Here is a 12,691-nt window from a genome sequence, read left to right on the forward strand (position 1 = left end):
TCTTCGCGTACACCAACCTGTTTATCGCCAGCATGCTGTTCCTGGTGCTGGGCGATAATCTGTTGTTCCTGTACTTCGGTTGGGAAGGCGTGGGCCTGTGCAGCTACCTGTTGATCGGTTTCTACTACAGCAACCGCAACAACGGTAACGCCGCACTCAAAGCCTTCATCGTCACCCGTATCGGCGACGTGTTCATGGCCATCGGCCTGTTCATCCTGTTCCAGCAGTTGGGCACGCTGAACATTCAAGAGCTGCTGGTCAAAGCGCCTGAGCACTTCAAGACCGGTGACTTCTGGATCGTCATGGCGACCCTGATGCTGCTGGGCGGCGCTGTCGGTAAATCCGCGCAACTGCCGCTGCAAACCTGGCTGGCGGATGCGATGGCCGGTCCTACCCCGGTTTCGGCACTGATCCACGCCGCGACCATGGTGACCGCCGGTGTCTACCTGATCGCCCGTACCCACGGTCTGTTTGCGTTGGCGCCGGATATCCTGCACCTGGTCGGCATCGTCGGCGGTGTGACCCTGGTGCTCGCCGGTTTCGCAGCCCTGGTCCAGACCGACATCAAGCGTATCCTCGCCTACTCGACCATGAGCCAGATCGGCTACATGTTCCTGGCGCTGGGCGTGGGTGCCTGGGAAGGCGCGATCTTCCACCTGATGACCCACGCGTTCTTCAAGGCCCTGTTGTTCCTTGCTTCCGGTTCGGTGATCGTTGCCTGCCACCACGAGCAGAACATCTTCAAGATGGGCGGTCTGTGGAAGAAACTGCCACTGGCCTACGCCAGCTTCATCGTCGGCGGTGCGGCCCTTGCGGCCCTGCCACTGGTGACCGCAGGTTTCTACTCGAAAGACGAAATCCTCTGGGAAGCCTTCGCCAGCGGCAACCACGGTCTGCTCTATGCAGGTCTGGTGGGTGCCTTCATGACGTCGCTGTACACCTTCCGCCTGATCTTCATCGCGTTCCACGGTGAAGTGAAGACCGAAGCCCACGCCGGTCACGGCATCGCTCACTGGCTGCCACTGTCGGTGCTGATCGTACTGTCGACCGCCATTGGCGCGATGATCGTTCCGCCACTGCACGGCGTACTGCCAGAAAGCGTTGGGCATGCCGGCGGCGAAGCCAAGCACAGCCTGGAACTGGTCTCGGGTGCTATCGCCCTGTCCGGTATCCTGCTGGCCGCGCTGCTGTTCCTCGGCAAGCGCAGCTTCGTCACCGCCATCGCCAACAGCGGTATCGGCCGTTTGCTCTCGGCCTGGTGGTTCGCCGCCTGGGGCTTCGACTGGATCTACGACAAACTGTTCGTCAAGCCGTACCTTGCGATCAGCCACATGCTGCGCAAAGACCCGTTCGACCAAACCATCGGTTTGATCCCGCGGATGGCCAAAGGGGGTCACAACTCCCTGAGCCGTACCGAAACTGGTCAACTGCGTTGGTACGCCGCCTCGATGGCTGCTGGTGCCGTGCTGGTTATCGGCGCTGTCGTGCTGGTAGCGGTCTGATATGAACCTTGCGAACTTGCGAAAGGAAACGAGCCCGTCATGATTTTGCCATGGCTAATCCTGATCCCCTTCATCGGCGGCCTGCTGTGCTGGATGGGTGAGCGCTTCGGCGCTACCCTCCCCCGCTGGATTGCGCTGATCACCATGTCCCTGCTGCTGTCCCTCGGCCTCTGGCTGTGGGCCCACGGTGACTATTCATTTGCTCCGGCGCCTGGCGCCGATCCGACCTGGGCGCTTGAGTTCAAGCATGTCTGGATCCAGCGCTTCGGCATCAACGTGCACCTGGCCCTCGACGGCCTGTCGCTGTTGATGATCATGCTGACCGGTCTGCTGGGTGTCCTCTCGGTACTCTGCTCGTGGAAAGAGATCCAGCGTCACGTTGGCTTCTTCCACCTGAACCTGATGTGGATCCTGGGCGGTGTTGTCGGCGTGTTCCTGGCCCTCGACCTGTTCATGTTCTTCTTCTTCTGGGAAATGATGCTGGTGCCGATGTACTTCCTCATCGCGCTCTGGGGTCACAGTTCTTCGGACGGCAAGAAAACCCGGATCTACGCGGCGACCAAGTTCTTCATCTTCACCCAGGCCAGCGGCCTGATCATGCTGGTGGCGATCCTGGGTCTGGTACTGGTCAACTTCAACAGCACGGGCGTGATTACCTTCAACTACGCCGACCTGTTGAAAACCAAGATGTCGCTGACCACCGAGTACGTTCTGATGCTTGGCTTCTTCATCGCCTTCGCGGTGAAGCTGCCGGTGGTGCCGTTCCACTCCTGGCTGCCGGATGCTCACGCACAGGCACCGACTGCGGGTTCCGTTGACCTGGCCGGTATTCTGCTGAAGACCGCTGCGTACGGTCTGCTGCGTTTCGCCCTGCCGCTGTTCCCGAATGCGTCGGCCGAGTTCGCGCCGTTCGCCATGGCCCTGGGCCTGGTCGGGATCTTCTACGGTGCGTTCCTGGCGTTCGCCCAGACCGACATCAAGCGTCTGGTTGCGTACTCCAGCGTTTCGCACATGGGCTTCGTGTTGATCGGCATCTACTCCGGCAGCCAGTTGGCCCTGCAAGGCGCAGTGATCCAGATGCTCGCGCACGGCCTGTCGGCAGCGGCACTCTTTATCCTCTGCGGCCAGCTCTACGAGCGCACCCACACTCGCGACATGCGCGAGATGGGCGGCCTGTGGTCGAAGATCGCCTACCTGCCTGCCATCAGCCTGTTCTTCGCTGCAGCTTCGCTGGGCTTGCCAGTGACCGGTAACTTCGTCGGTGAGTTCCTGATCCTGATCGGCACCTTTGCCAGCGCGCCGTGGGTCACCGTGATCGCGACTGCCGGCCTGGTGTTCGGTTCGGTCTACTCGCTGATCATGATTCACCGTGCCTACTTCGGTCCGTCCAAATCGGACGCCGTGCTGCATGGCATGGATACTCGCGAAATGATCATGGTGGTTGGACTGGCGGCACTGCTGATTTACATCGGCGTCTACCCGCAACCGTTCCTCGATACCTCTGCCGCGACGATGCATGGCGTGCAGCAATGGTTCGGTACCGCCTTCACTCAACTCGCTTCGGCCCGGTAAGAGCGCTATGGACTTTACGATTCAACACTTTATCGCGCTTGCGCCATTGTTGATCACCAGCGCCACGATCATCGTGGTGATGCTGGCGATCGCCTGGCGTCGCAACCACTCGCAGACCTTCCTGCTGTCGGTCGCGGGTCTGAACCTGGCCTTGCTGTCGATCCTGCCAGCCCTGAAAGTCGCGCCTCTGGCCGTGACTCCACTGCTGCAAATCGACAGCTTTGCCTGCCTGTACATGGCGCTGATCCTGGTCGCCACCCTCGCTTGCGTCACTCTCGCCCATGCCTACCTCGGCGAAGGCGGTACGGGTTACCCGGGCAACCGTGAAGAACTGTACCTGCTGATCCTGATGGCTGCCGCCGGTGGCCTGGTTCTGGTCAGCGCGCAGCACCTGGCCGGCTTGTTCGTCGGTCTGGAACTGCTCTCGGTACCGGTCTACGGTCTGGTGGCCTATGCCTTCTTCAACAAGCGCTCTCTGGAAGCCGGCATCAAGTACATGGTGCTGTCGGCAGCCGGTTCTGCGTTCCTGTTGTTCGGTATGGCCCTGCTCTACGCCGAAGCTGGCACCCTGAGCTTCAGCGGCATCGGTCACGCCCTTGCGGCCACTGGCCTGCCAAGCCCGCTGGCGCAGATGGGCCTGGGCATGATGCTGATCGGCCTGGCGTTCAAACTGTCGCTGGTACCGTTCCACCTCTGGACGCCGGACGTCTACGAAGGTGCCCCGGCACCGGTTGCAGCGTTCTTGGCCACTGCCTCGAAAGTTGCCGTGTTCGCGGTCATGGTGCGTCTGTTCCAGATCTCGCCAGTGGCCAGCAGCGGTGTGTTGAGCACCGTGCTGACCGTGATCGCGATCGCCTCGATCCTGTTCGGTAACCTGTTGGCACTGACCCAGAGCAACCTCAAGCGTCTGCTGGGTTACTCGTCCATCGCGCACTTCGGTTACCTGCTGATCGCCCTGGTGGCAAGCAAGGGTCTGGCGATGGAAGCCATCGGCGTGTACCTGGTCACCTACGTGATCACCAGCCTCGGTGCTTTCGGCGTGATCACCCTGATGTCCTCGCCGTACAAAGGCCGTGACGCTGACGCACTGTACGAGTACCGCGGCCTGTTCTGGCGTCGTCCGTACCTGACCGCCGTTCTGACCGTGATGATGTTGTCACTGGCCGGCATCCCGCTGACCGCAGGCTTCATCGGCAAGTTCTACATCATCGCCACCGGTGTCGAGTCTCACCAATGGTGGCTGGTCGGCTCCCTGGTACTGGGCAGCGCCATCGGCGTCTTCTACTACCTGCGCGTCATGGTCACCCTGTACCTGATCGAACCAAACCTGCGTCGCGTCGACGCCCAACTGCACTGGGAACAAAAGGCAGGCGGCGTGATGCTGCTGGCCATCGCAGTGCTGGCRTTCTTCCTCGGCCTGTACCCACAGCCGTTGCTGGCACTGGTTCAGCAAACTGGCCTGGCGGGTTGATCGCTTAAGCGATACGCAGCAGAAAACACAAACGGCACCTTCGGGTGCCGTTTTTGCGTCTGGGGGACTGCTCTCCCCTTTCTCGGAATATGCCTGCAAAGAGACCGGTGGCAGCTGACATCCGGCTGATGCAACCGAGCGCTAAGGTGAGTGACGGGCTATCAGGAGCATTCAATGAAACGGGATATTTTTTCAGACGTGGTCGAAGGTTTTAAATTCCTGGCGACTGAGCAACAACGCAATACTCTGGTAAGGGGAGCTCCTGAATCTCCGCCGCCTTCAAAAACCACTACAGGGAAATCCTCAGGACGGCGCATCGGCGCTATGAAAGGCAAACTGACCCTGCCTGATGGCTTTTACGCGCCACTGCCGGACGAGATACAAGATGCATTTGAAGGGACCCTCGAATGAGGATCTCATTCGATACGCCTATTCTGTTTTACTGATCGTTCCCATGCTCCGCGGGGGAATGCAGCCCGTGACGCTCCGCGTCACATGCCGAAGCGGACGCAGAGCGTCCATTGAGGCGTTCCCACGCTGAGCATGGGAACAATCCAAATGGCCCCATCGCGAGCAGGCTCGCTCCCACAGTTAATCGCAGGTGTGCACAAATAGTGTGCTCACAGTAGATCCCCTGTGGGAGCAGCCGGGCGGCGTTCYGCCTGCTCGCGATAGCGTCAGCCCAGACACCACTGCACCTGTTCCCTGCTCATAAACAAAAACCCGCACAAGGCGGGTTTTGTTTTTAGCTCAAGCAGGCTTTAGTCAGCCAGGCGCCAGGTCGTGCCGCCCTTGCCGTCTTCCAGTACCACGCCCATGGCGGTGAGCTGGTCGCGGATGCGGTCCGACTCGGCCCAGTCCTTGTTGGCACGGGCGGTCAGGCGCGCCTGAATCAGCGCCTCGACTTCTGCTGCATCAACCCGGCCTTCAGCGCCGGCTTGCAGGAAGTCATCGGCTTCAAGCTGCAACACACCGAGCACGCTGGCCAGTTCTTTCAGGCGTGCCGCCAGACCTGCCGCTGCATTCAGATCGCTCTCACGCAGACGGTTGATCTCGCGCACCATCTCGAACAGCATCGCGCAGGCTTCCGGCGTGCCGAAGTCGTCGTTCATCACCTGGGTGAAACGTTCGACAAAGGCTTCGCCACCGGCGGCCGGGACCGTCGGCAAACCTTTCAGCGCGTGGTAGAAACGCTCCAGAGCGCCTTTGGCGTCCTTGAGGTTGTCTTCCGAGTAGTTGATCGCGCTGCGGTAGTGGCTCGATACCAGCAGGTAACGCACGACTTCCGGGTGGTACTTGTCGAGCACGTCGCGAATGGTGAAGAAGTTGTTCAAGGACTTGGACATCTTCTCGCCATTGATGCGAATCATCCCGCAATGCATCCACGCGTTGGCGTAGGTCTTGCCGGTGGCCGCTTCGCTCTGGGCGATTTCGTTTTCGTGGTGCGGGAACTCGAGGTCGCTGCCGCCGCCATGAATATCGAAGGTCTCACCGAGGCAGCAGGTCGACATCACCGAGCACTCGATGTGCCAGCCCGGACGCCCGGCGCCCCATGGCGATTCCCAGCTCGGTTCACCCGGCTTGGCGGCTTTCCACAAGACGAAGTCCAGCGGGTCCTGTTTCGACTCGTCGACTTCGATACGGGCGCCGATGCGCAGGTCTTCGATTTTCTTGCGCGACAGCTTGCCGTAGCCCATGAACTTCGCGACGCGGTAGTACACGTCGCCGTTACCCGGCGCGTAAGCGTAGCCCTTGTCGATCAGAGTCTGGATCATCGCGTGCATGCCGGCAATGTGGGCGGTGGCGCGCGGTTCCATGTCCGGCTTGAGGATGTTCAAGCGCGACTCGTCTTCGTGCATCGCCGCGATCATGCGCTCGGTCAACGCTTCGAACGACTCGCCGTTTTCACGGGCGCGGTTGATGATCTTGTCGTCGATGTCGGTGATGTTGCGCACGTAGGTCAGGTCATAACCGCTGAACCGCAACCAGCGGGTCACCAGGTCGAACGCGACCATGCTGCGGCCGTGGCCCAGGTGGCAGTAGTCGTACACGGTCATCCCGCAGACGTACATGCGCACCTTGTTGCCATCCAGCGGCTTGAAGACTTCTTTGCTCTTGGTGAGCGTGTTGTAGATCGTAAGCACGACTATTCCTTAAGACTTGATCACTGGCCCCACGAATCACGCAGGGTCACGGTACGGTTGAATACCGGAGCGCCCGGTTTCGAGTCCTTGATATCCGCAACGAAGTAACCTTCGCGCTCGAACTGGAAACGGTCTTCCGGCTGTGCGTTGCCCAACGAGGGTTCAGCACGACAACCGGTGAGGACTTGCAGTGAGTCAGGGTTGATGTTGTCCAGGAAACTGGCGCTGTCTTCGGCCTTCTCCGGGTTCGGAGAACGGAACAGGCGATCGTACAGACGCACTTCGCACTCGACGCTGGCCGCGGCCGGCACCCAGTGGATCACGCCTTTGACCTTGCGGCCTTCAGGGTTCTTGCCCAGGGTTTCAGGGTCATACGAGCAACGCAGTTCGACGATGTTGCCATCGGCGTCCTTGATCGCTTCGTCGGCACGGATCACATAGCTGCCGCGCAGACGCACTTCACCGGCTGGCTCCAGGCGCTTGTAGCCTTTCGGCGGCTCTTCCATGAAGTCTTCACGGTCGATGTAGATCTCACGGGCGAATRGCAGAACGCGCACACCCATGTCTTCTTTCGGATGGCAAGCCAGTTCGAGGTTCTCGACCTGGCCTTCCGGGTAGTTGGTGATCACGACTTTCAGCGGACGCAGTACGCACATGGCGCGCGGGGCGCTGTGGTCAAGGTCGTCACGGATGCTGAATTCGAGCATGCCGAAGTCGACCACGCCGTCGGAACGGTTGGTGCCGATCATTTCGCAGAAGTTGCGGATCGATTTCGGCGTGTAGCCACGGCGACGGAAACCCGACAGCGTGGACATGCGCGGATCGTCCCAGCCATTGACGTGCTTTTCATCGACCAGTTGCTTGAGCTTGCGCTTGCTGGTGATGGTGTAGTTCAGGTTCAGACGGCTGAACTCGTACTGACGCGGGTGCGCCGGTACTGGCAGGTTGTCGAGGAACCAGTCGTACAGCGGACGATGGCTTTCGAACTCCAGGGTGCAGATCGAATGGGTGATGCCTTCGATGGCGTCCGACTGACCGTGGGTGAAGTCATAGTTCGGGTAAATGCACCACTTGTCACCGGTCTGGTGGTGATGGGCATGACGAATGCGGTACATGATCGGGTCGCGCAGGTTCATGTTCGGCGAGGCCATGTCGATCTTGGCCCGCAGCACGCGTGCGCCGTCCTTGAACTCGCCGGCCTTCATGCGGGCGAACAGGTCGAGGTTTTCCTCAACCGAGCGCTCGCGGAACGGACTGTTCTTGCCTGGCTCGGTCAGGCTGCCGCGGTATTCCTTGGCTTGTTCAGGGGTCAGGTCGTCGACGTAGGCCTTGCCCGCCTTGATCAGCTCGACCGCCCACGCGTGCAACTGGTCGAAATACTGCGAGGCATAGCGCACTTCACCGGACCACTCAAAGCCCAGCCACTTGACGTCGCTTTCGATAGCGTCGATGTATTCCTGGTCTTCCTTGGCCGGGTTGGTGTCGTCGAAACGCAGGTGCGTCACGCCACCGAATTCCTGGGCCAGGCCGAAGTTCACACAGATCGACTTGGCGTGACCGATGTGCAGGTAGCCGTTGGGCTCAGGCGGGAAACGGGTGACGATCTGCGTGTGCTTACCCGAGTCCAGGTCTGCCTGGATGATCGGCCGCAGGAAGTTGACCGGCACGGCAGGGCCAGTCTTGGAATTCGAGGTAGGGTCGACAGTGGGCTTGCTCATAGGATCCTTGAACGTACAAGTGCGTGGCCTTCATGGAGGCCTGACAAAACAAAGCCGCTATCATAGCCGATGCGGTCAAGCGCCTGACAGAGCAGGCCCTAAAACAGGTGCGTTTAATGCACCTGATTTGAAAAACAGCCTCGAAATTCGCGGCCATCGCGCTAAACTGCCCACCTTGGTGATTTTTCGCCAGACAGGTATGGGCTCGCACGCGTCACGCAGCGCCCCGAAAGCCACGAATTCCTTGAATAGAGTAGTAATCATGACTCAAGTCAAACTGACCACCAACCACGGCGACATCGTCCTGGAACTGAACGCCGAGAAAGCCCCGATCACCGTGGCCAACTTCATCGAGTATGTTAAGGCCGGCCACTACGAAAACACCATTTTCCACCGTGTTATCGGCAACTTCATGATCCAGGGTGGCGGTTTCGAGCCAGGCATGAAGGAAAAGAAAGACAAGCGCCCAAGCATCCAGAACGAAGCTGACAACGGTCTTTCCAACGACAAGTACACCGTCGCCATGGCTCGCACCATGGAGCCGCATTCGGCTTCCGCGCAGTTCTTCATCAACGTCGCCGACAACAGCTTCCTCAACCACAGCGGCAAGAACGTTCAGGGCTGGGGTTATGCCGTGTTCGGTAAAGTGACCGCCGGTACTGACGTTGTCGACAAGATCAAAGGTGTTTCGACCACCATGAAGTCCGGCCACCAGGACGTACCAGCAGACGACGTGATCATCGAGAAAGCCGAGATCATTGAGTGATATTGCTGATTTCAGATTTACATCTGGAAGAGGAACGCCCGGACATTACCCGGGCGTTTCTGGATTTGCTCGCCACCCGCGCCCGTTCGGCGCAAGCGTTGTACATTCTCGGCGACTTTTTCGAGGTGTGGATTGGCGACGACGCCATGAGCCCMTTCCAACGCTCCATCTGCCAGGCCCTGCGCGAACTTAGCGACAGCGGCACGGCGATATTCCTGATGCACGGCAATCGTGACTTCCTGCTCGGCAAGGCCTTCTGCAAAGCAGCCGGCTGCACCCTGCTCAAGGACCCGAGTGTCGTGCAACTTGCAGGTGAGCCGGTGCTGTTGATGCACGGCGACAGCCTGTGTACCCGCGACGAAAGCTACATGAAACTGCGCCGTTATCTGCGCAACCCCGTCAGCTTGTTCATCCTGCGCCATCTGCCGCTGCGCACCCGCCGCAAACTGGCGCGCAAGCTGCGCAGCGAAAGCCGCGCGCAAACCTTTGATTTTGTGAACCCACAGCTGGCGTTGCCAGGTAGCTGACCGGCCCGAAAACACCACAACTCAGCCCGTAGCAGCTGTCGAGCCCGCGAGGCTGCGTTCGGCTGCGCAGCAGTCGTAAAACCTGTGATCGCGGTTCAACAGAACAACCGCGGGTACCGGACTGCGACTGCTGCGCAGTCGAACGCAGCCTCGCAAGCTCGACAGCTGCTACGTCCCCTCATTCCCCCTTATCAATGCCCACTCGCCTCCGGCCCCGCCTTCGCTGCAAACGGCGGCTTGGCCAGCCACACCAGCAGAATCAAGCCCATAAAGCCCCAACCCAACAGCGTGAAGTAATCCACGGTGGAGAGCATGTACGCCTGGCTGGTCAGCAGGTGATCGAGCTGCGCATACGCCGGATTGCCCGCCCCGCCCAAGGTATTCAAGGTATCGCGGGTCGTCGGGTCGAAGGTGCTGAGGCTTTCGCTCAGGTAAGCGTGATGCTGATCGGCGCGACGAATCCAGATCCAGGTGGTCAGCGAGGCCGCAAAGCTGCCGCCCAGGGTCCGCAGGAATGTCGCCAGGCCCGCGCCGTCGGCGATCTGATGCGGTGGCAGGTCCGACATCAGAATGCTCAGGGTCGGCATGAAGAACAGCGCCACACCAATCCCCATGAACAGTTGCACCAGCGCCACGTGCTGGACGTCCACCTCATTGGTGAAGCCGGCGCGCATGAAGCAGCTCAGGCCGATTGCCAGGAACGCCAGCCCGGCCAGCAGTCGCAGGTCGAACCGGTGCGCGTACTTGCCGACAAAAGGCGACATCAGCACCGGCAGAATCCCGATCGGCGCCACCGCCAAACCGGCCCAGGTCGCGGTGTAGCCCATCTGGGTCTGCAGCCACTGCGGCAGAATCAGGTTGATGCCAAAGAACCCGGCGTAACCCAGGACCAACACGATGGTGCCGATGCGGAAGTTGCGATAGGCAAACAGCCGCAGATTCACCACCGGGTGCTTGTCGGTCATCTCCCAGATCACGAACACGGCCAGCGCAATCGCCGAAATAGCCGCACCGATAATGATGAAGTTCGACTCGAACCAGTCCAGATCATTGCCTTTGTCGAGGATGATCTGCAGCGCGCCGACACCAATGATCAGGGTCAGCAGACCTATGTAGTCCATCGGCTGGCGACTGATCACCACCGGACGTTCCTTGAGCTGCTGCTTGACCACCATCACCGCGAACACGCCAATCGGCACGTTGATGAAGAAAATCCACGGCCAGCTGTAACTGTCGGTAATCCAGCCACCGAGTATGGGGCCGGCAATCGGCGCCACCACCGTGACCATCGCCAGCAATGCCAAGGCCATCCCCCGTTTCGCTGGCGGATAAACTGCGATCAGCAGCGTCTGGGTCATTGGGTACAACGGCCCGGCCACCAATCCTTGCACCACCCGGAAGCCGACCAGCTCGGGCATCGAGGTCGAGATACCGCAGAGGAACGACGCCAGCACGAACAGGATGGTCGCCCACAGAAACAGCTTCACTTCACCAAAACGCCGACTCAGCCAACCGGTCAGCGGCAGCGCGATGGCGTTGCTCACGGCGAACGAGGTGATGACCCAGGTGCCCTGCTCCGAACTCACGCCCAGGTTGCCGGAAATAGTCGGCAAGGCCACGTTGGCGATGGTGGTGTCGAGCACCTGCATGAAGGTCGCCAGCGACAGGCCAATGGTGCTGAGCACCAGGCTGGGCGGCTTGAAAGACGCGTTAGTACTCATCGCGAATCCTTTGAAACGAGGCAGTCGCTGCGACCGTTACGGCCGCAGCTGGGGGATTGGCGAATCAGCGTTGAGCGGTTTTGGCCGCCAGTGAGCTGTTGTCGTGGATCAAGCGGGTGATCATCGCGTCGGCCTCGGCCAACTGACGGTCGTAGATGTTGGTGCTGAACGAAGCCTTTTGTGGCGATTGCTGCGCCAGCACCGGACCGCTCTGGTCATGCAGGTTGACGTTGACCATCGTCGACAGGCCAACACGCAACGGATGGGCGGCCAGTTGCTCGGCGTTGATGTGAATCCGCACCGGCACCCGCTGAACGATCTTGATCCAGTTACCGGTGGCGTTTTGCGCCGGCAGCAAGGCAAACGCGCTACCGGTCCCGGCGCCCAGGCTGTCGATGGTGCCGTTGTATTTCACTTCGCTGCCATAGAGGTCGGCTTCGATGTCCACGGGCTGACCGATGCGCATATCACGCAACTGGGTTTCCTTGAAGTTGGCGTCGATCCACAGTTGATTCAGCGGGATCACCGCCATCAGCGCAGTCCCCGGCTGGACCCGTTGGCCCAGCTGGACGGTGCGCTTGGCCACATAACCGGTGACCGGCGCGATCAGTGTGCTGCGGGCGTTGGCCAGGTAAGCCTGACGCACTTGCGCGGCAGCGGCCTGGACGTCCGGGTGAGACGAAACCACCGTGTCATCGACCAGCGCGCTGGTGGTGGCGAGTTGCTGCTGAGCATTGGCCAGGGCGTTCTGCGCCGAGGTCAGGTCGTCCCGTGCGTGGGACAATTCTTCCTGGGAGATTGCCCCGCCCGCCGCCAGATTCTTCCGGCGATTGAAGTYGTCCTGAGCCTTCTGCACTTCGGCTTTTTGGGCGTTGACCTGGGCTTTCATGCCGTCAACGTTACTGTACAGGCCGCGCACCTGGCGCACGGTGCGGCCCAGATTGGCTTGCGCACTTTGCAGGCCAACTTGCGCGTCGTTCGGGTCGAAGTTGACCAGCACCTGACCTTCGTGGACCAGATCGCCATCGTCTGCACCGATGCTGACAACCGTGCCGGTGACCAGTGGCGTGATTTCCACCACGTTGCCGTTGACGTAGGCATCGTCGGTGCTTTCGCTCCAGCGTCCGTAGAGTTCGTGCCAGCCCCAGACACCGAGGCAACCAACAATCACCAAGACCGTCAGCACCAGCAGCATGAATTTACGTTTGCCTGGATTGCCCGCGTCTTGGGCGCTTTCAGGCGTTGGGTTGTTTTCGATAGTGGCCATGAC

General features: G+C 60.3%; 9 protein-coding genes and 1 pseudogene. 6 read left to right on the forward strand and 4 right to left on the reverse strand.

All coding sequences use genetic code 11. From position 1 onward, the window contains the following. From nuoL to AC1DH9_RS13205, 4 genes are all read left to right on the forward strand, one after another. A partial coding sequence (gene nuoL, locus AC1DH9_RS13190; RefSeq protein WP_477808270.1) for an NADH-quinone oxidoreductase subunit L occupies nucleotides 1–1,502 on the forward strand: 1,502 nt, incomplete at its 5' end. 39 nt (nucleotides 1,503–1,541) lie between these two features. Further along, nucleotides 1,542–3,074 carry an NADH-quinone oxidoreductase subunit M gene (gene nuoM, locus AC1DH9_RS13195; protein WP_429538571.1) on the forward strand — a complete coding sequence of 511 codons (1,533 nt, stop codon included), beginning with the start codon at nucleotides 1,542–1,544 and terminating at the stop codon, nucleotides 3,072–3,074. A 7-nt stretch (nucleotides 3,075–3,081) separates the two neighbouring features. After that, nucleotides 3,082–4,545, forward strand: a complete 1,464-nt coding sequence (nuoN, locus tag AC1DH9_RS13200; RefSeq protein ID WP_019689813.1) for an NADH-quinone oxidoreductase subunit NuoN — start codon at nucleotides 3,082–3,084, stop codon at nucleotides 4,543–4,545. Between the two features lie 174 nt (nucleotides 4,546–4,719). Beyond that, nucleotides 4,720–4,956, forward strand: coding sequence for a hypothetical protein (locus AC1DH9_RS13205; protein ID WP_427547079.1), 237 nt, complete (start codon nucleotides 4,720–4,722; stop codon nucleotides 4,954–4,956). Nucleotides 4,957–5,306: 350 nt separating this feature from the next. On the opposite strand, the gene cysS is transcribed toward AC1DH9_RS13205, so the two are convergent. After that, entirely contained in the window at nucleotides 5,307–6,689 is a 1,383-nt protein-coding gene (cysS, locus tag AC1DH9_RS13210) for a cysteine--tRNA ligase (protein ID WP_442114570.1), read from the reverse strand. Nucleotides 6,690–6,709: 20 nt separating this feature from the next. After that, complete coding sequence (locus tag AC1DH9_RS13215) at nucleotides 6,710–8,407, reverse strand: glutamine--tRNA ligase/YqeY domain fusion protein (RefSeq protein ID WP_477808271.1); 1,698 nt, start codon at nucleotides 8,405–8,407, stop codon at nucleotides 6,710–6,712. Between the two features lie 262 nt (nucleotides 8,408–8,669). Here AC1DH9_RS13215 and AC1DH9_RS13220 point away from each other — a divergent pair, with 262 nt between their 5' ends. Both AC1DH9_RS13220 and AC1DH9_RS13225 read left to right on the forward strand, forming a co-directional pair. Beyond that, complete coding sequence (locus AC1DH9_RS13220) at nucleotides 8,670–9,173, forward strand: peptidylprolyl isomerase (protein WP_019689807.1); 504 nt, start codon at nucleotides 8,670–8,672, stop codon at nucleotides 9,171–9,173. After that, nucleotides 9,170–9,658, forward strand: a pseudogene (locus AC1DH9_RS13225) (UDP-2,3-diacylglucosamine diphosphatase); the annotation flags it as partial. The gene AC1DH9_RS13220 and the pseudogene AC1DH9_RS13225, both read left to right, overlap by 4 nt. A 233-nt stretch (nucleotides 9,659–9,891) precedes the next feature. On the opposite strand, the gene AC1DH9_RS13230 reads toward AC1DH9_RS13225, so the two are convergent. Beyond that, nucleotides 9,892–11,421, reverse strand: a complete 1,530-nt coding sequence (locus tag AC1DH9_RS13230; protein WP_429538569.1) for a DHA2 family efflux MFS transporter permease subunit — start codon at nucleotides 11,419–11,421, stop codon at nucleotides 9,892–9,894. Nucleotides 11,422–11,485: 64 nt separating this feature from the next. Then, entirely contained in the window at nucleotides 11,486–12,688 is a 1,203-nt protein-coding gene (locus tag AC1DH9_RS13235; protein WP_477808272.1) for an EmrA/EmrK family multidrug efflux transporter periplasmic adaptor subunit, read from the reverse strand. Between the last annotated feature and the right edge of the window lie 3 nt (nucleotides 12,689–12,691).

The sequence above is a fragment of the Pseudomonas sp. 05T35 genome, from assembly GCF_056396605.1.